General features: G+C 42.7%; 25 protein-coding genes, 2 pseudogenes, 2 CRISPR repeat arrays and 1 riboswitch. Of the genes and pseudogenes, 19 read left to right on the top strand and 8 right to left on the bottom strand.

The window, feature by feature from the left end; all coding sequences use genetic code 11:
- The first annotated feature begins 81 nt into the window (after positions 1-81).
- The 5 genes from GGQ95_RS03655 (at position 82) to GGQ95_RS18780 (ending at position 3,249) form a co-directional block, all read left to right on the top strand.
- Entirely contained in the window at positions 82-1,809 is a 1,728-nt protein-coding gene (locus GGQ95_RS03655) for a DNA-binding protein (RefSeq protein WP_159719992.1), read from the top strand.
- 304 nt (positions 1,810-2,113) lie between these two features.
- Positions 2,114-2,380: a helix-turn-helix domain-containing protein gene (locus tag GGQ95_RS03650; protein WP_312856935.1), complete on the top strand. Its 267-nt coding sequence runs from the start codon at positions 2,114-2,116 to the stop codon at positions 2,378-2,380.
- Between the two features lie 37 nt (positions 2,381-2,417).
- Positions 2,418-2,549 carry a helix-turn-helix domain-containing protein gene (locus GGQ95_RS03645; RefSeq protein ID WP_159719991.1) on the top strand — a complete coding sequence of 44 codons (132 nt, stop codon included), beginning with the start codon at positions 2,418-2,420 and terminating at the stop codon, positions 2,547-2,549.
- A 21-nt stretch (positions 2,550-2,570) separates the two neighbouring features.
- Positions 2,571-2,693: an IS3 family transposase gene (locus GGQ95_RS18785; protein WP_159719990.1), complete on the top strand. Its 123-nt coding sequence runs from the start codon at positions 2,571-2,573 to the stop codon at positions 2,691-2,693.
- Complete coding sequence (locus GGQ95_RS18780) at positions 2,680-3,249, top strand: IS3 family transposase (RefSeq protein ID WP_376768704.1); 570 nt, start codon at positions 2,680-2,682, stop codon at positions 3,247-3,249. Before GGQ95_RS18785 ends, GGQ95_RS18780 begins: the two co-directional genes overlap by 14 nt.
- Positions 3,250-3,861: 612 nt before the next feature.
- Here GGQ95_RS18780 and GGQ95_RS18560 read toward each other — a convergent pair.
- The gene (locus tag GGQ95_RS18560) at positions 3,862-3,993 is read right to left on the bottom strand and encodes a hypothetical protein (protein ID WP_255357516.1); all 132 of its coding nucleotides are present in this window, start codon (positions 3,991-3,993) and stop codon (positions 3,862-3,864) included.
- A 61-nt stretch (positions 3,994-4,054) separates the two neighbouring features.
- Positions 4,055-4,174, bottom strand: a complete 120-nt coding sequence (gene yhfH / locus GGQ95_RS03630) for a protein YhfH (protein WP_080862588.1) — start codon at positions 4,172-4,174, stop codon at positions 4,055-4,057.
- A gap of 363 nt (positions 4,175-4,537) precedes the next feature.
- Here yhfH and GGQ95_RS03625 point away from each other — a divergent pair, with 363 nt between their 5' ends.
- The 4 genes and pseudogenes from GGQ95_RS03625 (at position 4,538) to GGQ95_RS03610 (ending at position 8,063) form a co-directional block, all read left to right on the top strand.
- Positions 4,538-4,732 carry a hypothetical protein gene (locus GGQ95_RS03625; protein WP_044741892.1) on the top strand — a complete coding sequence of 65 codons (195 nt, stop codon included), beginning with the start codon at positions 4,538-4,540 and terminating at the stop codon, positions 4,730-4,732.
- A 199-nt stretch (positions 4,733-4,931) separates the two neighbouring features.
- Positions 4,932-5,456 (top strand): phosphatase PAP2 family protein, encoded by a 525-nt coding sequence (locus GGQ95_RS03620; RefSeq protein ID WP_066150396.1) that lies wholly within the window; start codon positions 4,932-4,934, stop codon positions 5,454-5,456.
- 22 nt (positions 5,457-5,478) lie between these two features.
- Positions 5,479-6,621 carry a glycosyltransferase family 4 protein gene (locus GGQ95_RS03615; RefSeq protein WP_183186364.1) on the top strand — a complete coding sequence of 381 codons (1,143 nt, stop codon included), beginning with the start codon at positions 5,479-5,481 and terminating at the stop codon, positions 6,619-6,621.
- Between the two features lie 343 nt (positions 6,622-6,964).
- Positions 6,965-7,393: a CRISPR direct-repeat array (repeat unit 30 nt; unit sequence GTTTGTATCTTAACTATGAGGGATTGAAAC).
- A 209-nt stretch (positions 7,394-7,602) separates the two neighbouring features.
- Positions 7,603-8,063: pseudogene (locus tag GGQ95_RS03610) on the top strand (sigma-70 family RNA polymerase sigma factor).
- A gap of 38 nt (positions 8,064-8,101) precedes the next feature.
- Here the strand turns inward: GGQ95_RS03610 and GGQ95_RS03605 are convergent.
- Complete coding sequence (locus GGQ95_RS03605; RefSeq protein ID WP_183186363.1) at positions 8,102-8,512, bottom strand: type II toxin-antitoxin system HicB family antitoxin; 411 nt, start codon at positions 8,510-8,512, stop codon at positions 8,102-8,104.
- A gap of 26 nt (positions 8,513-8,538) precedes the next feature.
- On the bottom strand, positions 8,539-8,730 hold the full coding sequence (locus GGQ95_RS03600; protein ID WP_183186362.1) for a type II toxin-antitoxin system HicA family toxin: 192 nt from the start codon (positions 8,728-8,730) through the stop codon (positions 8,539-8,541).
- A 480-nt stretch (positions 8,731-9,210) separates the two neighbouring features.
- Between GGQ95_RS03600 and GGQ95_RS18775 the strand changes: the two genes are divergently transcribed.
- From GGQ95_RS18775 to GGQ95_RS03570, 6 genes are all read left to right on the top strand, one after another.
- Positions 9,211-9,333: an IS3 family transposase gene (locus GGQ95_RS18775; RefSeq protein ID WP_159719990.1), complete on the top strand. Its 123-nt coding sequence runs from the start codon at positions 9,211-9,213 to the stop codon at positions 9,331-9,333.
- Positions 9,320-9,937 carry an IS3 family transposase gene (locus GGQ95_RS03590; RefSeq protein ID WP_312856941.1) on the top strand — a complete coding sequence of 206 codons (618 nt, stop codon included), beginning with the start codon at positions 9,320-9,322 and terminating at the stop codon, positions 9,935-9,937. Before GGQ95_RS18775 ends, GGQ95_RS03590 begins: the two co-directional genes overlap by 14 nt.
- A 303-nt stretch (positions 9,938-10,240) precedes the next feature.
- A complete protein-coding gene (locus GGQ95_RS03585) occupies positions 10,241-11,221 on the top strand; it encodes an ABC transporter ATP-binding protein (RefSeq protein WP_183186474.1) in 981 nt (326 codons plus the stop codon).
- On the top strand, positions 11,211-11,984 hold the full coding sequence (locus GGQ95_RS03580) for an ABC transporter permease (protein ID WP_183186360.1): 774 nt from the start codon (positions 11,211-11,213) through the stop codon (positions 11,982-11,984). Before GGQ95_RS03585 ends, GGQ95_RS03580 begins: the two co-directional genes overlap by 11 nt.
- Before the next feature lie 2 nt (positions 11,985-11,986).
- Positions 11,987-12,775, top strand: coding sequence for an ABC transporter permease (locus GGQ95_RS03575; protein ID WP_183186359.1), 789 nt, complete (start codon positions 11,987-11,989; stop codon positions 12,773-12,775).
- A gap of 121 nt (positions 12,776-12,896) precedes the next feature.
- Positions 12,897-13,565, top strand: coding sequence for an SOS response-associated peptidase (locus GGQ95_RS03570; RefSeq protein ID WP_066150414.1), 669 nt, complete (start codon positions 12,897-12,899; stop codon positions 13,563-13,565).
- Positions 13,566-13,875: 310 nt separating this feature from the next.
- Here GGQ95_RS03570 and GGQ95_RS03565 read toward each other — a convergent pair.
- The 4 genes and pseudogenes from GGQ95_RS03565 to GGQ95_RS03550 form a co-directional block, all read right to left on the bottom strand.
- Positions 13,876-14,995 (bottom strand): annotated as a pseudogene (locus tag GGQ95_RS03565) (MFS transporter).
- 174 nt (positions 14,996-15,169) lie between these two features.
- Positions 15,170-16,003, bottom strand: a complete 834-nt coding sequence (locus tag GGQ95_RS03560; protein ID WP_183186357.1) for a MetQ/NlpA family ABC transporter substrate-binding protein — start codon at positions 16,001-16,003, stop codon at positions 15,170-15,172.
- A gap of 41 nt (positions 16,004-16,044) precedes the next feature.
- Entirely contained in the window at positions 16,045-16,710 is a 666-nt protein-coding gene (locus GGQ95_RS03555; protein ID WP_183186356.1) for a methionine ABC transporter permease, read from the bottom strand.
- Positions 16,700-17,713 carry a methionine ABC transporter ATP-binding protein gene (locus tag GGQ95_RS03550; RefSeq protein ID WP_183186355.1) on the bottom strand — a complete coding sequence of 338 codons (1,014 nt, stop codon included), beginning with the start codon at positions 17,711-17,713 and terminating at the stop codon, positions 16,700-16,702. Before GGQ95_RS03550 ends, GGQ95_RS03555 begins: the two co-directional genes overlap by 11 nt.
- 159 nt (positions 17,714-17,872) lie before the next feature.
- Positions 17,873-17,981: riboswitch (SAM riboswitch) on the bottom strand.
- A gap of 346 nt (positions 17,982-18,327) precedes the next feature.
- Here GGQ95_RS03550 and rpmG point away from each other — a divergent pair.
- The 4 genes from rpmG to GGQ95_RS03535 form a co-directional block, all read left to right on the top strand.
- Positions 18,328-18,477, top strand: a complete 150-nt coding sequence (gene rpmG, locus GGQ95_RS03545; RefSeq protein WP_080862584.1) for a 50S ribosomal protein L33 — start codon at positions 18,328-18,330, stop codon at positions 18,475-18,477.
- Between the two features lie 38 nt (positions 18,478-18,515).
- On the top strand, positions 18,516-18,773 hold the full coding sequence (locus GGQ95_RS03540) for a type B 50S ribosomal protein L31 (RefSeq protein WP_044741903.1): 258 nt from the start codon (positions 18,516-18,518) through the stop codon (positions 18,771-18,773).
- 417 nt (positions 18,774-19,190) lie between these two features.
- Positions 19,191-19,485: direct repeats of the CRISPR family, unit length 30 nt; unit sequence GTTTGTATCTTAACTACGAGGAATTGAAAC.
- A gap of 203 nt (positions 19,486-19,688) precedes the next feature.
- Entirely contained in the window at positions 19,689-19,913 is a 225-nt protein-coding gene (locus tag GGQ95_RS18950) for a PaaD-like zinc ribbon domain-containing protein (protein WP_458294270.1), read from the top strand.
- A 152-nt stretch (positions 19,914-20,065) separates the two neighbouring features.
- The coding region (locus GGQ95_RS03535) for an enoyl-CoA hydratase/isomerase family protein (RefSeq protein WP_183186354.1) at positions 20,066-20,461 on the top strand (396 nt) is incomplete at its 3' end.

The following is a 20,461-nucleotide window of genomic DNA, read 5'->3' as shown; positions in this document are numbered from 1 at the left end:
GGACTTGTCGGTAAAAAATGTGAAACTTTTCTTTTGTTCGTACGTATAAAACAAGTAGCGATACATAAAAGGAGGGGCATCATGAATGGGACTTTGATTGCGACAGCGGCCGCTATGGCTTTTTATGCGGCGGGGTTATTATTCGTTGTCCTGTTTTCTTCTGTGAAAAAGGTACGGACGTTGAAACTGGGGGCTATTCTTTTTGTGGGCGGTTATGTAATCACGGCCGTTATTTTTTATTTTCTGATGCCGACGATTACGGTTCCGAACATGCTGCTGGCGAATTTAATGACGGCCGGCGTGCTCTTGCCGCTGCTGCTCTATGCGGTCCGTCCCGATCAAAAATTTGAAGCGCGCGTGGCCACTCCCATTATGTTTCTTTTTGGCTTGGGGTTGGTTGGGCTGCTGGTGACGTTTGTGTTAGGCTTTACCGCATTGGGGACGGCCCACGAAACCATCACCTACCAAGAAAAAGACGAGGCTGAACCGCTTTCGAAGGAAGAGACGCCGATTGCGGTCGCTCCGGAGTTTGCTAGAAATAAAATTCAAAAAGCGATGAGCGTCGTTCCCAACACGCAATTTTTTGATTTAGGAAAATTGCAGGTGCAAAAAGTGAATGGAGAAGTCGTTTATGTGGCTCCGGTCGAGTTTGCGGGATTTTGGAAATTTTTAAGAGGGCAAGAAACAGCCGGATATTTCACGATTTCCGCGACAGATGTGAGCGGGCAGCCACAGTTTCATGAAAGTCCGATGAAATATACGAATTCCAGCTATTTACACCGCTATATTCAGCGGGTCATTTACAATGAATATCCGCACTATATTCAAAGCGGGGAGGCGCAAATCGAAGTCGACGATAATGGGAAACCATGGTATGTTCAAACAGTATACCGGCCGCTTCATTTTACAAACCGGCCGGATTTTGATGAAATCAAGGTGGTTGTCATCGACCCGGAAACAGGGAAAATGGAAATGTACGATACGGAGAAAGCGCCGGAATTTATTGAAGGCTCAGTTAGTTCCGAGATGGCGACGATGGAAAACCATTATTTTGGGAAGTATGTCCACGGCTGGCTGAATAGCGTGTTTGGGAAAAAAGATGTCAAAATTCCGAATAAATCGGGCACCGAATCAGAAGTGACGCCGATTTTCAACAACAAAGGGGAAATGCTTTATTTTACAGATATGACATCACCTAAAGAAAACATTGATTCGGCTTTAGGGTATACATTGATTGATGCGCGAACGGGCGAACTTGTTTACTATAACGGTGAAAAAAACAACGGGATCATGGATAGTGAAGGGGCAAAACAAATTGTCAATAAAGAATTTCCAGAGAAAAAATGGGAAGGTTCCATGCCTGTTCTTTATAATGTCGACGGCCATCCAACGTGGATCGTCAATGTGCTTGATCCGAATGGTTTGTTGAAACAATATGCCTATATTAAAGCGAATGATTCCGATTTTGCCGTTTTTGGCGATACGGCGAAGGAAACATTGGACGCCTACCGCATGGCGCTGATGCAAGATCCGGGAAATATCGGCGCGACGGAAGAAACGGTAACCGAGCCGGTGGAAGGAGTAGTCAGCCGCGTTTCTGTCACTTCTTCTGAAAAAGGGCAGGTTGTCTATTTCTTACTGGAAAATGACACCACCATTTATATTGTCAATGCGAGCAAGTTTCCGCTGGCTATTTTCTTAGAAAAAGGCGACCGCATTAAAGCAAGGGCACAAGTGTTGGATAATGAAACGGCCACGATCGAAGACTTGACGATTGAAGGATTGACAGGGGCTTCTAGCGCAAGATAGAAAAACCGCAAATTTCTCACAGGTGCTTGTCCGTTTGGATTGCCCAAGCTGGACGGCACCTTTTATATCCGCCCGTGGGCAACAAAAAGGATGGCACTTTGAAAAAACCGAAAAATTCATTGACAGAAAAGTGTTTGCGGGCATTCTTTTTTTCGGCAGATCGAAGGCTTAAACCGTTTAAAAACCTCCTTTTTCCAACAAGCTTTTTAATCGCCGAGGCCGTCCTGATGGTTGATATGATCCCCTTATAGTAGACAGAAAAAAGAAAGCCAATTAATCTGTCTACTATGGAGGGGATTTTTCTATGGGGAAAATACGAAAAACATATGATGCAAAGTTTAAAAAGAAAGCCGTGGATTTATATTTAGAAGAGAGCATGGGATACAAAACGGTGGCGAAAGAATGGGGGATTAGTCCTTCCATGGTACGTCGATGGGTGAAACGCTATGAACAGGAAGGAATACAAGGTCTGGAGGAAACCCGGGGCAAAGCGAAAGGACGAAATAAAGGAAGACCGAGAACTCGCCAGAAGATCCTGAAACGAAAATCAAACGTCTTGAGACGGAAGTAGAAATGCTAAAAAAGCTCTTAAAGATGTGAAAGGGGGAATGGAAGTAGTAACAGCTCACAAGAAGTTCGCGATCATTCAAGAAATGGCCGAGTGTTACGGTTCGATTCAACTATTATGTGAAATAGCAGGCGTGTCTCGAAGCGGATATTACAAGTGGGTAAAACGATAGGAACGCCCTTCTCAGAAGCACTTGGAAGACGAGCAGCTAAAGGAAAAAATCCAAGAGTGCCATGAAGAAGTGAAAGGAATCTATGGGTATCGGAGAGTCCAAGTTTGGCTGAAACGGAAACACAAACGGGATATCCAACCATAAACGAGTACAAAGGCTGATGAGGGAGATGGGAATCCGGACGGTGATTCGGAAGAAACGGCCTTATTACGGAAAGAAAGAGCCTTATGTGATTTCGGACAACCATCTAAACCGAGATTTCCATGCGTCAAAGCCAAACGAGAATTGGGTGACGGATATGACCTATTTAATTTTTAATGGGCCAAAGCTCTATTTGTCCGCCATTAAAGATCTATACAACAATGAAATCGTGGCCTACCATATCAGTCAAAGAAATGACATCAAACTGGTCATCGACACGCTAAAAAAGGCCATAAAAAAACGGAATGTAAATGGACTCCTCCTCCATAGTGATCAGGGGTTCCGGTATACATCCCATCAATACAACAACCTATTAAAAAGATACAATATAAAGGCCAGTATGTCCAGAAAAGGAAACGGTTTAGACAATGCCTGCATAGAAAACTTCTTCCACCATTTCAAGGCCGAGTGTTTCCATCTGTACGCTTTCCGCACGTTCGAAGAAGTGAAGGATGTCGTACACAAATATATTCGTTTTTATAACCACCATCGTTTCTAAAAGAAATTACACAACCTGAGTCCTTATGAATATCGGACTCAGGCTGCTTAAATGTGCTTTTTTATTCCTGTCTACTTGACAGGGGTCACTTCAATACACGGTTGCTCTTTTTATTTTTTTATAAGGAAGATGGTTTAATAAAGTTTATCAAAGAGAGTGCGTTTGATCTGACCTACAAAGAATCAAACTCTTTGCTTCCAGTTTGTTTTGAAATAGTTGATGGATTGGGATGTTTATTTGCTTTTGGGGAGATGGGGAATGAAAAGTCAATCTGTTATCGGGGGCATTGAGAAGCTTTCGCAGTTGAGTTTAGATTTTCATAATGATCTTATGATTTTTCTTTCAGCACTGAGAAAGGCGAGATCATGCTGGACACATCTTGCTGCGGTTGGCCCAAGCAGATAAATGATAGATAAGAAGGCTGATTCACTGAACAGTTCGATCATGAGGGGTTCGATTGGTTCTGTCAACTCCCTCTTTTTTTTTGCGCGATTATATGATTTTTTTACTTCGAAGGAATGGCAAAATCCCCTGTTCAACTCTATTGGCGGAATGAACAGGGGATGACAAGCTTACAGCGGGATTTTTCTTCATTTTTTCGCTCCGTTTCATTCATTGACTCAGCATCATTTGAATTTGCTCAGGTGTTAAATTATGAATAAATTCAATTGGATCAATCGCTTGAATCCCGAACTCCTCGCATTTTTCCAAATATCGTAGATAAGCTTGTTCATACATTTCCATCTGATGCTGTCCCCCTTTTTGTCGTTTGTTTGCTTGCTGTTGTTTAGAGATAGCGGCTCTGTTATTCTTCCTGTTGGCTCATGCATTTTTCGCATTCATATAAATAGGATTCGCGCTGTTCTACAATTTCTTCCCCGCATTCTTGGCATTGCTTTGGCGGTAACGGATGGAATGTTAACATGCTGGTAGCTCCCTTCCTGTTTTCGATTTGTTGGTTATATTGTATTATAACAGATATTAAAAATCAATATCTGTTATATAATTAATTTAAGAATTTTTTGCCATCTTGATCTTCAAAACAAAGAGATGCATGAAGTTTTGAAGGACAAATCCCCTGAAGCTTTGTTACTCGTAAAACAAAAGAAAGTCCACATATTTGCTGTCCAGTCTCAAGCCTTAGCAGACACGATCCGTTTTCCGCGTTTTTTTTGCCGTGTTGAATGTTTGTAAAAAGAGTGTAAGGCTTGTTATTTTTGTTTATATTTACTGTAAATTTAAACATTATTGGAATAAAAAACCTTATAATGGTACCGAAGAGGCCCAGATGTATAGGGTCTATAAAACCATGGGGGGAATGGCGATGAAAGCAAAGCAAGCGTTATTACTCAAAGTGGGGGCATCATTATTAACCATTATGCTATTGGGAGCATGCAACAATGAAGAGGATCAACCAGATAATGGAACGAATCAGATAGAAGAAACGGACGAAAATACAGAGCAGTCAGAGGATAATCAATAAACAAACGGAAAAGGCGGCTATTTTCTTTTAGCCGCTTTTTTCATCGAACGATTGAAAAAGGGGGTTCAAATGATCATGGTTAGGTGAAGCGAGGGAACCATCGGCTCAGAAAAAAATTTACAATTTATTCTCATTTCCTCAACATTTCTGTTTTAATCTGAAGATGTAGCACTTTCTTTAAAAAGGAGTTTGACGCGCGATGACAAAGCTTTTACAGCAGGCTTACACGTTGGAATGTCGGATGTTCCGAACCATTAATCGTTATTTTGACTACCAATGGCTCAATATTTATTTTCGATTGGTTACACATGTTGGCGGCGCCACTTTTTCGATTGTCGCTGTGCTGCTGGCGATGATTTTCTTTGAGCAGGAGTGGCGCATGACGGCGGTTGCCAGCGCGTGTGCTTTAGCCGCCAGTCACATCCCTGTTGCTGTGATGAAGCGCCTCTATCCGCGGCCGCGGCCATACGTTGTGTTATCGGAAGCAAAGGTATATGGTCCGTTAAAAGATCATTCATTCCCTTCTGGGCATACAACAGCTGTATTTGCGATCGTCATTCCATTTGTTTTCGCATTGCCTGTTTTGTCGTTTGGTCTTTTACCGATTGCTTTCAGTGTGGCCATTTCTCGAATTTATTTAGGGCTTCATTATCCTTCTGATGTTTTGGCTGGCTGTTTGCTTGGAACAGCTGCCGGTGCGTTTGCTTTTTACTTGCTTCTTTAAATGCTGAAGAGGAGGGGCTCGCATGAGAGTTGCGCTTTTTACGGATACGTTTGTGCCTAAAATCAATGGTGTGGCGCGGACATTAAAGCGCCTAACCGATTTTTTTGAAAAGAAAAACATCGAATACAAAGTGTTTGCGCCGGAAATCCCAGATTACCCGTTCTTTCATTCCCGCATTCACCGCTTGAGCAGCTTTCGTTTCTTTTTATATCCGGAATGCCGTGTGGCCGTTCCGAATGTGATGCAAATGAAAGCGGAGCTACAAGCTTTTCAGCCTCATCTTATCCACGTTGCTACCCCTTTTAACATCGGGATTTGCGGTTTGCATTATGCAAGAAAAATGCAAGTTCCCCTAGTCGGATCGTACCATACAAATTTTGATCACTATTTGCGTTATTACGATTTACAATTTCTCTCGAATTTTTTATGGCGTTACATGCATTGGTTTCATCGTTCAATGCAAAAAATCTTTGTTCCATCACAGGATACAATGGAGCAATTAAAGCGGCGTGGCTTTACGAATTTGCATCTTTGGCCACGCGGGGTTGATTGTTCACTGTTTCATCCTTATTATCATCAGCGTGAAGTGAGAGAAAAATATAACATTGATGAAAAATATCTTCTTGTTTATGTTGGCAGAATAGCGGTAGAAAAAGATGTCCAGCTTTTGCCTGAAATCGCTAAACGTCTGCCGGAATCATTGCGGGATCACGTTCACTGGCTGGTGGTCGGCGATGGTCCGTTAAAGGAGGAGATGCAGCAGCGTGCACCAGAACGTATGACCTTTGTTGGCTATTTGCAAGGAAGCGACTTAGCGAAAGTATACGCGGCCGCCGACCTATTTGTGTTTCCATCGGCGACGGAGACCTTTGGAAATGTCGTGTTAGAATCGTTAGCGAGCGGCACGGCTGTGATTGGCGCCGACAGCGGCGGTGTGAAAAGCATTATGCAGCACGGAGCATTCGGCTATTTATGTGAGCCGGGAGCGATCGATGAATTTGCGGCTGCCATTGTCCGCTTTCTGTCAAACGACACACAACGAAAACAAATGGAGCTTGCGGGGCGCGCCTATGCACTCACCCAAAATTGGGAGGTTATTTTCGAAAACTTAATTTCTGAATATGAAAAAGTATGGCGCCACCATGCGGAGAGGCTACATGCATAGCGTGTGGGGAGACAAACAAAAGAATAAGTTTATATACTTTCGATTCATTACAAACTCAAGATGTATTGATATCACTAGCGATGTTTATTTTATGTGTTTTCCGCAACTGATCAAGATCAGGGTTAATTTGCCAGTTTGGCTTCATGCATAGAAGGATGACAAGCTTCTGATGAAAGCTGTCGTCGACCTCCAATGCTGCTAAAATCCCTAGGGATCGACGACAGTTTATTTTTATAAAAAATCTTGGCACAATCAGCAATTGCCCCCATTTCTGATTTTCGCTATAATAAAACCAACCATTCCACCCAACGAAAGAAACACGGCAACATCAACATTTTTTTGGGTTTGTATCTTAACTATGAGGGATTGAAACGAGGACAAGACGCGACGGTGCTCATGGCTGGCGGCTGTTTGTATCTTAACTATGAGGGATTGAAACACAACCTCGTCATCACTCATGTTCTGCAACTCTGGCGTTTGTATCTTAACTATGAGGGATTGAAACATCTTCGGTCAGGGTTTGAACGGCTTTTTCCCTCGGGTTTGTATCTTAACTATGAGGGATTGAAACCTTCCTGTCACCCACCCAGCGACTTAACATAATTCTTAGTTTGTATCTTAACTATGAGGGATTGAAACTGATAGGAGATATATCCGTGTCCTTGTAAATAACTTGTTTGTATCTTAACTATGAGGGATTGAAACGACGCGGACTTTGTAAAAGGCGATTTCTGGTCCATCGGTTTGTATCTTAACTATGAGGGATCAGAATTTTACAAATAATAGGAAATTCGATAAAACAAAAGCATGGTTTTATTTATTTAGTAAATTTAATTTTCTTGCCGTTAATTAGAGCGATTTTATAAAAAATCGTTCTACCAGCCAACTGGAGGACACTAAATGAGCCTAATGCTCGTTTGGTGTCTTTTTTATTTGTAGGGAGATCATTTGCATGAATAACCTGATCCAGCAATATTAAAGGTGGCAAAGAAAATATATAGAAGCGCCACTGTTGAGGATAAAAAAGTGATTGCTGGAATGATCTTTGATCTGGAATTTGCCATTGAGTGGATGGAAACAGAAAGAAGACCCGGAAATCGGCGAGGGATTGAACGTAGGGCAGCGTATCAATGTGAGAAGATTTTTGTCCCATTACTGACGCAAAAATATTTCCGTTCCAGTGAACCTACTTACGAATGGAACGATCACGAAAAAGAAGATGTCATTACGAGTTGGGATCGGGAACGAATTGAAGATGCTTTGTCTGTGCTGACAGACCGAGAACGTGAGGTATACCTGATGTCACGTGGATATTGCCTCACATATAGTAAGATTGCGAGTTATCTCTGCATATCCTCAAGCAGTGTTCAGACAATGATTGAGAGAGCCGAAAAAAAATAAAAAAACGCATAAGAGAAAGCCTCTTCTGCCTTTGCAGGTGAAGAGGCTTTTTCAGCATTATTATTATATTTTATTTAATTTATCGATCACTTGCACCAAGATGCTTTTTTAACGCTTCTTGAAGAATTTGCGAATAGTTCACATCGTATTGTTTCGCAAGGTCATCGAGCCATTTAGGAATGGTTAATGTCTTTTTGACGGCTTTGTTCTCCATCTCATGGCGAAAAGGTGGCATCCATACCTCGATGAACACGATTACTTGATTGTTTTCTGTTTGAATTTCCGATACTTTTGAAGGCTGAGGAATCTCTTCATTTTCTTGCTCCAAGCCGTATAAGTGTAATGCCATTGCCTCTTTAGCCATTTGAAATGCTTCTTCTTCTGTGTCTCCGCATGTAAAGCAGCCAGGAAGATCCGGAAACTCAACAGATATTCCGTCATCGTCATAATGGAAAACCGCTGGATAAATGTAACGATCTTTTTTATTCATATATATCAACCTCCTTTAGGAGAGGCTTAGAGTAGCCCCGCCTGTTTGAGTATGCTTTTTACGGTTTTGGTTGGTAAGTCTTTCTTAGGATGAGGGATGGTGACTAAGCCAGGTTTACTAGGATGTTTAAACTGATGGTGACTGCCATTGCTTCTTACTATGTACCATCCGTCTTGCTGTATCATTTTGATTAACTGTTTCGAAGAGTAACTCTTCATTCCCCTCCCTCCTTGATTTTATTATAACACGTATTATAATACGTATAAATAGTTTTTAATTAATTTTTTGTTTTTTGTCGTGTAAATGCCACCAATAAATGAATAAGGTTGAGTAAGCTTTCTGTATTGTGTCACCCGATTGGGTGGCGTTTTTCTTTGGACATAAAAAAGCCCTTTGGTGGGGACATCGATACCAAAGGGAGGATGAGAGTGATTTGCGTACAAAGTATCACACTGTTTTTTTAATGTAAAGACTTTTGGTGTAATTTGGGAAATGAACGTTGTAGGAAGATGACTCCTTTGTCGTACTGAGTAGGTGAAAGGGGGAATGGAAGTAGGAACAGCTCACAAGAAGTTCGCGATCATTCAAGAAACGGCTGTGTGTTATGGCTCGATTCAATGATTTGTGAGAGCGTAGGCGTGTCTCGAAACGGATACTACAAATAGGTCAAACGACAGGAACGCCCTTCTCAGAAGCACTTGGAAGACGAGCAGCTAAAGGAAAAAATCCAAGAGTGCCATGAAGAAGTGAAAGGAATCTATGGGTATCGGAGAGTCCAAGTTTGGCTGAAACGGAAACACAAACGGGATATCCAACCATAAACGAGTACGAAGGCTGATGAGGGAGATGGGAATCCGGACAGTGATTCGGAAGAAACAGCCTTGTTACGGAAAGAAAGAGCCTTATGTGATTTCAGACAACCATCTAAACCGAGATTTCCACGTATCAAAGCCAAACAAGAAGTGGGTGACGGATATGACCTATTTAATTTTTAATGGGCAAAAGCTCTATTTGTCCGCCATTAAAGATCTATCCAACAATGAAATTGTGGCTGATCACATCAGCCGAAGAAATGACATCAAATTGGTCATCGACACGCTAAAAAAGGCTATAAAAAACGAAATGTCAATGGACTCCTCCTACATAGTGATCAAGGATTCCAATATACATCCGTTGATACAACAACGTGCTAAAAAATACAATATAAAAGCCAGTATGTCCAGAAAAGGAAACGGTTTGGACAATGCCTGCATGGAACACTTCTTCCTCCATTTCAAGGCAGAGTGTTTTAATCTATACTCTTTCCGCACGGCCGAAGAGGTGAAGGAGGCCGTACACCAATCTATTCGTTTTTATAACCACCATCGTTTCCAAAAGAAATTACACAACCTGAGTCCTTATGAATATCGGACTCAGGCTGCTTAAATGTGCTTTTTTATTCCTGTTTACTTGACAGGGGTCTCTTCACCTTGGAGTGCTTTTTTATTTTAAGAAGGTGGCGGGGAAGGGAACGACATTTATGGAAGCGATATCGAATTCCTCCTTCTCGCATCCATGGTTTGCTGGGGATGTGGATGAAATGCTTGCATAAACGTATAATTTTTGTAAAATATCAACTAGAATGCCATTTGTTTTATGGAAAGGACAACGTCGGGCTTCGATGATGAGGAAGCCTGTTTTTTGTTGGGCGATAGGTGGCTTCAAAAGTGGCATTGGAGGGTGGACATGATGATTGAAGTTCAGCATTTGCATAAATCATTTCGCGTTCATGTTCGACAGGCGGGGTGGCTCGATGCGGTCCGCCATTTATGGAAGCGGCAGTATCAGGTAGTCGAAGCGGTGAAAGATATTTCATTTACCATTCCAAAAGGAGAAATTGTTGGATTTTTAGGCCCGAATGGAGCAGGGAAGACAACGACGATGAAAATGCTTGCTGGGCTGCTTCACCCGACATCGGGAAAGATGAATGTTGGAGGATTTGTTCCGTTCGAGCAGAGGCCGGAGTTTAAAAAAATGATGAGTTTGGTGATGGGACAAAAAAGTCAGCTGATTTGGGATATTCCGCCCATGGAAACCTTTTTAGTCAATAAGGCGATTTATGAAATCGATGACCGCACCTTTCGTCGGACGCTTGATGAATTAGTGGAGCTGTTGGAGCTGCAGCCGCTACTAACAAAACCGACGAGAAGCCTGTCGCTTGGGCAGCGGATGCGCTGTGAACTGGCTGCGGCTTTATTGCATCGGCCGACCGTTTTATTTTTGGATGAGCCAACGATTGGCCTTGATGTCCATACACAGGAAAAAGTCCGGCGTTTTATTGCGGAATATAATCGTGAGCACCAAACGACCATTTTATTAACATCGCATTATATGGGAGATGTGACTGCACTGTGTGACCGCATTATGATGATTAACTACGGCCAGCTGATTTATGACGGAGAATTGTCGGTGTTAACGGAAAAGCTGGCGCCATACAAACGGCTTGAGGTGCGCTTTTCTGAAGTGCCGAATGCGCGCTGGGAAGATTATGGGGAAGTGGCAGAAGTCGAGGACAGCCAGGTGGTATTGCGGGTTAATCGTGAGAGGGTAGCTGAAGTGTCGGCGCATTTCTTGCAGCATTTCCACGTTTATGATATTAACATTCAAGATCCGCCGATGGAAGAAGTGATTACGCGTGCCTTTCAGGAGGAGTTGTCCCATGGTTCGTAAATATGCTGCTCTTTTACGGATGAAGTACATGGAAATGCTGGCTTACCGCCTAGCTACGATTGTGTGGATGACCGGGGCTATCACTCAGCCCTTGATTACGATGGCTGTTTGGATTAACATTGATCCATCGCAAAGCGATGCGTTCTTTTTTTACTTTATGGCTGTGATTTTTGTAGAAAGAATGACAAGTGCATGGGATGTTTGGGAGCTCGATCGCGAAATTCGCGAAGGAACATTTTCCAACTATATCATCCGGCCGTTGCATCCGATCCATTGGGCGATTGCGGAGAATGTAGTGTATAAGTTATTATTTCTTGTTATTTTAATACCGATGTGGGCGGGGGCGGCGCTGTTTGTGCCGGCACTGCGCGTTGAGATATCAATGAGTCAGCTGTTGTTATTTTTGGCGGCGGTGTTGATGGGGGCGCTGCTTCGTTTCTTGCTTAGTTATACTTGCGGGCTGCTTGGTTTTTGGATAACAAAAGTTGCGGCCATCTACAGCGTGCTGGAAGTTATCTCTTTATTTTTATCAGGGAGAATAGCGCCATTATCGATGCTTCCACCGCTTTTGCAGCAATGGAGCATTTTCCTGCCCTTTCGTTACATGATCGGTTTTCCGATTGATCTGATCAGCCAGGCCGCTAATGGTCATGAGGTGCGCCAAGGATTTATGATCGCATCGGTTTGGGCCGTGATATTCATTATGATGCTTCAATGGATCTGGAAAGCGGGATTAAAGAAAAATCAAGCGGTGGGTGGTTGAGCATGGGCAGATACTGGAGAATTTTCCGCGAATTTTTCCGAGCGTGCTTTGTTGAAGAGCTGGAATATCGTAGCGAGTTTCTTGGGAATCTGGTTTCCAGCTTTTTTGGCATTGGGATTGCGATTTTGACCATCCATATCTTTTTTTATCAGACCGATCGGCTTGGAGGATGGACATATGCGGATGTACTTGTGCTGCTCGGCGTCTTTAATACATTGAAAGGCTGGATCGATTTTGCTTTGCGTCCCAATATGCCGCGCTTGCTTGAGCACGTTCGCCGCGGCACGCTTGATTATATTTTAACCAAGCCTGTTGACGGCATGTTTTATGTGAGCTTTCGTCATTTAGTGTTTTGGCGGTTGATTGATGTTGCTCTTGGCCTCGGTCTGATCGTCTATGGACTAGCGGAAAAGCATTATATGCCATCATTGGTTGATATACTCGTTTTTCTGATCACGATGGCTTCGTCGCTTGTATTGATTTATTCGTTATGGATGATGCTGATGACGACTTCGTTTTGGGTGATCCGCATTGATGATTTATCTTTTATTTTTGATTCCTTCTTTGAAACGGCGCGGTTTCCGATCGGCATGTACCGCGGCTGGGTGCGCGTGATTTTGACTTATGTGCTGCCAGCGGCGGTGATTACGAATATGCCGGCTTTATCGTTGCTGGGAAAATGGAATATGGCGACTGCGCTTATTGCTGGATTGCTGGCTGTTGTGTTTTTATGGCTGGCACGTCGCTTTTGGCGGTTTGCATTGCGTTCGTATACAAGTGCAAGCAGCTGAGGAAAGCGCAAGGTAGAGAAAACGGATGGACATAATGGAGCAAAAGATGAAAGGGAGCGCGCATATCGCTCCCTCTTAGTGTTATACTTGTACATAAATATATATGAAGGAGGGAATTGGGATGTGCGGACGTTTTTCGTTGGCGGCTGATATGGAGCAGTTGCAAGCGTTGTTTCATTTTGTTTTTCCTGAACCGCTATCGCCCCGTTTTAACATCGCGCCAAGCCAAGCGGTGCTGACGGTTGTTGAGGAGAATGGGATGAGGATCGGAAAAATGATGAGGTGGGGGCTCGTGCCCGCTTGGGCGAATGATCCGAAAATCGGCTGGAAGATGATCAATGCGAGAGGCGAGACCGTCGATGAAAAAGCGAGTTTTCGTCAAGCGTTGAAACGGCGCCGTTGCTTAATTTTAGCGGACGGCTTTTACGAATGGAAAAAGGAAGGGACGAACAAAATTCCGTATCGTTTTACGTTGCGAAATGGTGAGCCTTTTGCTTTTGCAGGGCTGTGGGAAAAATGGGACAAGCAAGGGACGGCGTTGTATACATGTACCATTATTACAACGGAAGCAAACGAATTGGTCAGCCCCATTCATGAGCGGATGCCGGTCATTTTGCCGCCAGAGCAGCATGAAGCATGGCTGGATGCAAAGCTAGAGGATACCGATTATGTGAAATCGTTGCTTAAGCCATATGCCGCGGCAAAGATGAGCATGTATGAAGTAGCTTCGATTGTCAATTCACCGAAAAATGATGTTCGTGCATGTCTGGAGCCGATTCATAGTCAATGAGAGGAAGGGAACTTGCACGTTCTTATCCTTTTAAGGACGAAATGAATGATCTTTGGAAGAGTGTAGGTTGGAAAAATATGTATGATCTTGCCGTTGTCATCGATTCGTGTGATCAAGGTGAACTCTTTTTCGAGCCTCGGCCGCCCGACTCTACTAGACGACATTGAGGAAGCTTACATTCGGAAGGTTTGTTTTAGGGATTGAAGCATGGGGAAACGCTAGCGGAAACAGAAGATCCGCCGGCGTTTTTTATTGAAGGAGAAAGCGGGAACACTTTTAGGAAGAACAAGATAGCAGACAGGACGAACACTTATCGGAGATGCTTTTGGGCATATCCAATCAGCGGATAGCTTAACAGCAGCAAAGCAATGATAAACGCGATCACACCCAACCAATGAAAATGCATCCAAAAATAACCTCCTGCTGTCCCCGCCAAGCTCGACCCTATATAATAAAATAGCAGATAAAGAGAAGCTGCTTGCGCTTTATAGAGCCTTGTGCATTTGCCAATCCATGTGCTGGCGATCGAATGGCAGCCAAACGTAAATAGTGAAAGCCCAATCAGCTTTATCGCAACAGAAGGAATAAGGGGAATAGCGGCACCGAGAATGGTCCATGTGACCGATAGACTTAATGTGGGCGCATATCCAGATAAATCGGCTTTTTTTCCCATATAAACAGAGCTGAAGCTTCCGAATAAGTACACCATAAACAAAAATCCAAGCACGGATAGACTTAATGAGTATGGCGGTTCACTTAATAAAAAGCTAATATAGTTGTACAGCGTCACAAACTCTCCCATAAATAAAAAGCCGAGCATAATCAGCGACATCAGCGGTTTATGGCGCAAATGGACAACATAGGCCGCCAAAGCCGTTTTGCCGCTAGACGGCTTTGGGGCAGAATGGCGCGGCGCCGGCAGGATCAAGGCGAAAATAACGCTTAATAAAAGCGAAAAGGCTCCTATGGAAAACAGTGCAGTCCGCCATGAAAACCAATCGGTTAATAGCCTGATCGCTATTCGTCCAGCCATGCCTCCAATGCTGGTTCCGCTAAATAAAGCCCCATCGCTTTGCCAATTCCTTCTGCTTGAAATTCCTCCGTAATATAAGCCATTGCTAAAGAGGGGACGCCGGCAGCTGCCATACCGAGTAACGCGCGCGCAAGCACAAGAGAAGGAAAGTGGGAGAGTAGCGCGCTTGCCATCGTTAATAACGATGTTAACAGCAACGAGATGGTCATCACTCTCTTTTTTCCAGCGCGATCCGAGTACTCGCGGCAAGGAGAATGATAATGGCTAATGCACCGGTCGATACAGACATGGCTAAGCTAGCTGAAGCGGCAGAAATGTGAAAGGCTTTTGCGAACAGCGGCAAGAGCGGCTGAGCCGTATATAAGCTGGCGAAGGTAACAAAACCGCCCAAAAACAGCGCCTAGCTTGCTTTACTAGATTCTGTACTGCCTCCTTGAATGTGTGTCAATGGTTCTCGCCTCTTTATTGTTCATTCGATCTATTTTTACTATAATGGTTCGATGACGAAACGTCTATTTCAATGCTGTGAAAAAGACACACGCCGTGAGGAGACGGCGTGTATGGGTAGAAGTTATTGTTTTCGTTCCAGCATCCATTTTGGCTTTCCAAAGCCTTTGAAATTTTGGTCGATCACTTTTTCAAATTCTTTTGATTGAACCGCTGCTTGAATATCTTTGACAAACGGTTGATTTAAATCTTTTGTATTCACAACGATGCGATTGCGATAATCATCCGGCATATTTTCTAGGGCAAGAGCGTCATTTAAGTCCATTTTTGCCGCTAAAGCGAAGTTGCCGGGCACCGCTGCTAAATCGACGCTTTCAACAGTCCGCGGCAATTGCCCTGCCTCAATCGGCTTAAATTTAAGATGCTTGCCATTTTCTTTGATATCTTTTTCCGAAACAGTGAGCGGATTGACGAATGAGTCAAGCTGGATCAGTTTTTGATCTTGTAAGATTAGTAGTGCTCTTGCCAGATTCGTAGGATCATTCGGAATCGCAATTTCGCTGCCATCCTTGATTTCATTTAGTGATTTAAATTTTTTTGAATAAATCCCCATTGGAGCAGTTGGAACAATAATGACTTCAGAAAGATCAAGATGATGCTCTTTAGCGAATGTTTCCATATAAATTTTATGCTGGAATAAATTAGCGTCTAAATCGCCATTGGCTAAGGCTAAATTTGGTTGAATGTAGTCGCTGAATTCCACTACTTTGACTTTATATCCTTTCTTTTCTAACAGCGGTTTAATCGCTTGGTTGACCATGTCGCTGTATGGACCGGAAGTTGCGCCAATCGTCAGCTCCATTTTCTGAGTGCTTCCGGAAGTTGCTTCTTTATTGCCGCATGCTGCTAAAAGTGAAAAGGAAAGAAGGCAAATAAGTAAAATCAGTCGTTTTTTCATGTTGAAATCCCCCTTGATTATTTTATCGATTGCGTTGTTTTTTATCGTTTATCGACAAGACGGGCGATGCGTTCACCGCTAAATTGAATGATTTGAACAAGACAAATTAAAACAACGATCGTTGTAATCATCACCGTATTGTCATAGCGATAATAGCCAAAACGAATCGCTAAGTCGCCAATGCCCCCGCCGCCGACAATGCCGGCCATGGCGGAATATCCGACTAAGCTAATTGTTGTAATGGTGATCCCATGGACGATGCCCGGGCGAGCTTCCGACAGCAGCACATCTTTAATAATCATCCACGGCGTAGCCCCAACGGCGATTGCTGCTTCAATCACTCCCTTCTCAATTTCTCGCAATGAAGTTTCTACAATTCTTGCGAAAAAAGGAATGGCGGCAACCGACAGCGAGACAGAGGCAGCAGTAGGGCCGATGGTGGTTCCAGTAATCAGTCTTGTCAGCGGCAGCAGCCCGACGAGCAGGATGACAAATGGAATCGAACGAATCAGATTGACTGCAAAGCCTAGAACGGATTTGACGATGTTATTTTCTAAAAAAAGACCCCGGTCCGTGACGAAAAGCAGAATCCCCAACGGAAGTCCAATAAGGATCGCGATACAAAGAGAGATGGCGACCATATAAATCGTTTCTAAAAACGCTTTGTTTAGTTCAGGAATAAGATCGATAAGAGCATTAAGCAGCATGCGCAATCACTTCCAATCCATTGGTTCTTTCAGAAATATAATCGAGCGCTCGTTCAACTTCTTTACGCTCTCCTGTCAGCTCCATGATAAAGACGCCGAGCGGGATGTTTTGAATATATTCGATTTTCCCGTGTAAGATATTGCCTTTCACTTTAAAGGTTTGCAACATATCGGAAACGATCGCTTCTTCGGCGCTCTCTCCCTTGAATAAAATTTTCACCATCGTTCCTGTCCGTTTTTGCAACAGATGTTCAGGAATTTCAAATTGCAGGATGCTATTGATGAAAGATTTCGTTAATTCCTCCTTTGGATTGGTAAAAAGCTCATATACCGTTCCTAATTCTATAATTTTTCCATTTTGCATAACCGCGACGCGATCGCATATATCTTTCACTACCTCCATTTCATGGGTAATCAATACAATAGTGATGCCTAATTCGCGATTAATTTTTTTCAACAGTGTCAAAATGGATTTGGTTGTGCTTGGATCGAGTGCCGATGTTGCTTCATCGCACAAAAGGACATTGGGATCATTCGCAAGCGCCCGCGCGATGCCGACTCGCTGTTTTTGTCCGCCGCTCAACTGGGCAGGGTAGGCATCTCGCTTGTCAGACAGACCGACTATGTCTAGCAACTCATTGACTCGTTTCTCTATTTCCTCCTTCGGTTTGTTAGCGGCTTTTAAAGCGAATGCGATATTTTCAAAAACTGTTTTTGAACTGACAAGATAAAAATGTTGAAAAATCATTCCGATTTTTAGACGCGCTTGCCGTAGCTGTTCGCTGTTTAAAGATGTTAAATCAACGCCGTCTATCATAATTTGTCCAGATGTCGGCCGCTCCAAAAGGTTGAGGCAGCGCAGCAACGTGCTTTTGCCGGCGCCGCTATAGCCGATGACGCCAAAAATTTCTCCAGCTTGGATGGTCAAAGAGACGTGATCGACGCCGATGACTTGCCTGTTTTTCGATGTGTAAATTTTAGTTACATCCTTGATTTCAATCATCACTTTCCCCCCTGAGAGTCGAGCTTTTTTAAGAAAATAGAATTTGCAAAAAGTCTCGCGATGGCTCTTTTCATATGGTGACGAAAATTTTTGCATGGACCTCCATATAAAAGAAAAAACCTCTTTCATTCAGAAAGAGGCATCGGTATGTAAATACCAGACTTATCTTTCAGAATGAAAGCCATTCTGCAGGATGTGGCACCGTTCCCGATTGCGGGAGGTTGCCGGACGTCATTGGGCCTGTTCCCTCGGTCGCTCTTGATAAGCGGTTTGTTTATGGAATTTTTATACTCATCATAATTCCGATAAAGCTGATTGTCAATATCGGTTTTTATGAAAAAAAGATAAAAACGCTTACATTATAGGGAAAATAAGAAAAAATTTTTATAGATGGCCCGAAAGTAAATCTATATTTGTCCACAAAAGGAGAAGAGAGAACGACAAAGCGATCGCCAACTTTTAGGATTTTTTCTCTAAGCTATGAGAGGGCGAACCTGACTTTCTTTCTTGACGATTGACAGTTGCTTATTTTTTTGATAAGTTGAATATGTTAAATCGTAATTATTACGATTTAATGATGTATCAAATATTTTCAGTTTGGAGGGATCTTAGGCATGAGAGTAAAAGTTGTTTTACAGTGCACAGAGACAGGTGACCGTAACTATATCACGACAAAAAATAAACGAAATAATCCAGAGCGCTTAGAACTAAGAAAATATTCACCACGTTTAAAGCGCTATACGCTGCATCGCGAAACGAAGTAGCGCTTTGCTGAAAATAATCTAAAGGAAGTGATTCTCAAATGAAGCCAGGCATTCATCCTAACTATCAAAAAGTGGTTTTTATGGATGTCAACAGTGAATATAAATTTTTAAGCGGATCGACCAAATCTTCTAACGAAACGATCGTATGGGAAGACGGGAATACATATCCGCTTATTAAAGTGGAAATTAGTTCAGATACGCACCCCTTTTATACTGGGAAACAAAAATTTACGGACCGTCGCGGAAGAGCTGAACAATTTATGAAAAAATATCATTTGCAGCAGCAAGATAAATAATGGAAGGATAAAGCCGTACGAGACCGACCGGGAGCCAATGGTTTTATTGATGAGGGAGAAAAAATTGTTTCTCATAAACAACTGTTGAGTAAAAAAAGAGGGTTTCTATATAAACCCAGTCTGCCTTTCCAGATGCGTCCGTTTAAAATTTTACTGGGATGAATTGATAAGCCGGATTGATATAGCTTATTGGTCATGCGATCCCCTTCGGATCGCTACGGGGTCTGAACAAAGCACAGATAAAAAATAAAGTCGTCGACCTCCAATGGCGTAAAAATCCCTGGAGATCGACGACACATACATTTTGAATGAAACGACTGTCCGATCAACCATTGCGCAAACATGCGCCTCTCGTTATAATAAAACTAACAAATCGTTCCAAAAACCAAAAAGCTTAATCTATCAACATTTGTTGGGGTTTGTATCTTAACTACGAGGAATTGAAACGCCCAATAATCAAAATCAAAACCTTCGTCTTTCGGGTTTGTATCTTAACTACGAGGAATTGAAACTTCTAATTCGACATCCAGCTGTTCGAGCAATTCATCGTTTGTATCTTAACTACGAGGAATTGAAACAATCCTCAATGCCGCCAGCCTCAACCACATTCACTCTGTTTGTATCTTAACTACGAGGAATTGAAACCCGTCCGGATTAGCTATTGAGCTAGAAAATATCCTTCGTTTGTATCTTAACTATAAGAAATTGAAATATCGTGTGGGATGTTAAGGGATTAGCTGAAAAAGAACGCAGAGCCAGTGTATGGTTCTACGTTCTTTTTTATATAACTTAAACGATCGTTACTTTTTTGTTGAAAAAACAACCTATAAAAAATACAGATAGAATATAGATGTATTAAATAAATACAGGATATTTTTTGTTTTATTGTTGACAATATTCAGACGATTAATTATTATGTTTTATATACGATATTTACAAAAACATAATAAAAAGAGGTGCCTGAAAATGGATAGGCAAGAGGCGGTGTATTGCTCATTTTGTCATTCGGTGGATGTGGCAAAAATGTCTATGTTTGGAACTGCGCAGCTTGTTTCGCAATATTACTGTCATCAATGCAAAAGTGTTTTCGAATGGGTGCGATGGCGGAGGACATTGGATGAAGTAGAGGAAAAGCGATGAAAATCTGAGGGTGCGCTTTGCCTTTTGAACCGCTTGTTAATGGAAAGATTGCTTGTGGAAGGATGCGAAAGCGGCAAATTTTTAATGGATGTTGCAGCATTCATGTGTTCAGTATGGAGCGATGGATGACTAATCTATTTGGAGGGATGGGTATGGCACAAGAAACAGTCACAAAAACGAAAAATTTAACAGTGGTGAAAAACGAAGGGGTGGCGGAAATTCATTTGCACATTAACAAATCCAATTCTTATGATCTCGCCTTTTATCAGGAGCTGAATGCGGCGATCGACGACATTCGGTTTGATCCAAACATAAAAGTGGTTGTGCTGATGAGCGATATGCCGAAATTTTTCTCAGCGGGGGCGGATATCCATTTTTTACGGGCAGCGGATCCGCGGTTTAAAACGCAATTTTGCTTGTTCTGTAACGAGACATTAGATAAAATCGCGCGCGCTCCTCAAGTGTATATCGCTTGTTTAGAAGGGCATACGGTTGGGGGAGGCCTGGAAATGGCATTGGCGTGCGATCTTCGGTTCATGGGAGAGGAG

The sequence above is a fragment of the Anoxybacteroides rupiense genome, assembly GCF_014196195.1.
Lineage (GTDB): Bacteria > Bacillota > Bacilli > Bacillales > Anoxybacillaceae > Anoxybacteroides > Anoxybacteroides rupiense.
Note: the sequence above shows the minus strand (reverse complement) of the source record. Positions and strands in the feature narration are given on the sequence as shown.

Bases quoted from the DNA above. Each gene is read 5' to 3' on its own strand.
- GGQ95_RS03655 (WP_159719992.1), top strand. From the start codon at position 82: ATGAATGGGACTTTGATTGCGACAGCGGCCGCTATGGCTTTTTATGCG.
- GGQ95_RS03650 (WP_312856935.1), top strand. From the start codon at position 2,114: ATGGGGAAAATACGAAAAACATATGATGCAAAGTTTAAAAAGAAAGCC.
- GGQ95_RS03645 (WP_159719991.1), top strand. From the start codon at position 2,418: ATGGAAGTAGTAACAGCTCACAAGAAGTTCGCGATCATTCAAGAAATG.
- GGQ95_RS18560 (WP_255357516.1), bottom strand. From the start codon at position 3,993: ATGGAAATGTATGAACAAGCTTATCTACGATATTTGGAAAAATGCGAG.
- yhfH (WP_080862588.1), bottom strand. From the start codon at position 4,174: ATGTTAACATTCCATCCGTTACCGCCAAAGCAATGCCAAGAATGCGGG.
- GGQ95_RS03625 (WP_044741892.1), top strand. From the start codon at position 4,538: ATGTATAGGGTCTATAAAACCATGGGGGGAATGGCGATGAAAGCAAAG.
- GGQ95_RS03620 (WP_066150396.1), top strand. From the start codon at position 4,932: ATGACAAAGCTTTTACAGCAGGCTTACACGTTGGAATGTCGGATGTTC.
- GGQ95_RS03615 (WP_183186364.1), top strand. From the start codon at position 5,479: ATGAGAGTTGCGCTTTTTACGGATACGTTTGTGCCTAAAATCAATGGT.
- GGQ95_RS03605 (WP_183186363.1), bottom strand. From the start codon at position 8,512: ATGAATAAAAAAGATCGTTACATTTATCCAGCGGTTTTCCATTATGAC.
- GGQ95_RS03600 (WP_183186362.1), bottom strand. From the start codon at position 8,730: ATGAAGAGTTACTCTTCGAAACAGTTAATCAAAATGATACAGCAAGAC.
- GGQ95_RS03585 (WP_183186474.1), top strand. From the start codon at position 10,241: ATGATTGAAGTTCAGCATTTGCATAAATCATTTCGCGTTCATGTTCGA.
- GGQ95_RS03580 (WP_183186360.1), top strand. From the start codon at position 11,211: ATGGTTCGTAAATATGCTGCTCTTTTACGGATGAAGTACATGGAAATG.
- GGQ95_RS03575 (WP_183186359.1), top strand. From the start codon at position 11,987: ATGGGCAGATACTGGAGAATTTTCCGCGAATTTTTCCGAGCGTGCTTT.
- GGQ95_RS03570 (WP_066150414.1), top strand. From the start codon at position 12,897: ATGTGCGGACGTTTTTCGTTGGCGGCTGATATGGAGCAGTTGCAAGCG.
- GGQ95_RS03560 (WP_183186357.1), bottom strand. From the start codon at position 16,003: ATGAAAAAACGACTGATTTTACTTATTTGCCTTCTTTCCTTTTCACTT.
- GGQ95_RS03555 (WP_183186356.1), bottom strand. From the start codon at position 16,710: ATGCTGCTTAATGCTCTTATCGATCTTATTCCTGAACTAAACAAAGCG.
- GGQ95_RS03550 (WP_183186355.1), bottom strand. From the start codon at position 17,713: ATGATTGAAATCAAGGATGTAACTAAAATTTACACATCGAAAAACAGG.
- rpmG (WP_080862584.1), top strand. From the start codon at position 18,328: ATGAGAGTAAAAGTTGTTTTACAGTGCACAGAGACAGGTGACCGTAAC.
- GGQ95_RS03540 (WP_044741903.1), top strand. From the start codon at position 18,516: ATGAAGCCAGGCATTCATCCTAACTATCAAAAAGTGGTTTTTATGGAT.
- GGQ95_RS18950 (WP_458294270.1), top strand. From the start codon at position 19,689: ATGTTTTATATACGATATTTACAAAAACATAATAAAAAGAGGTGCCTG.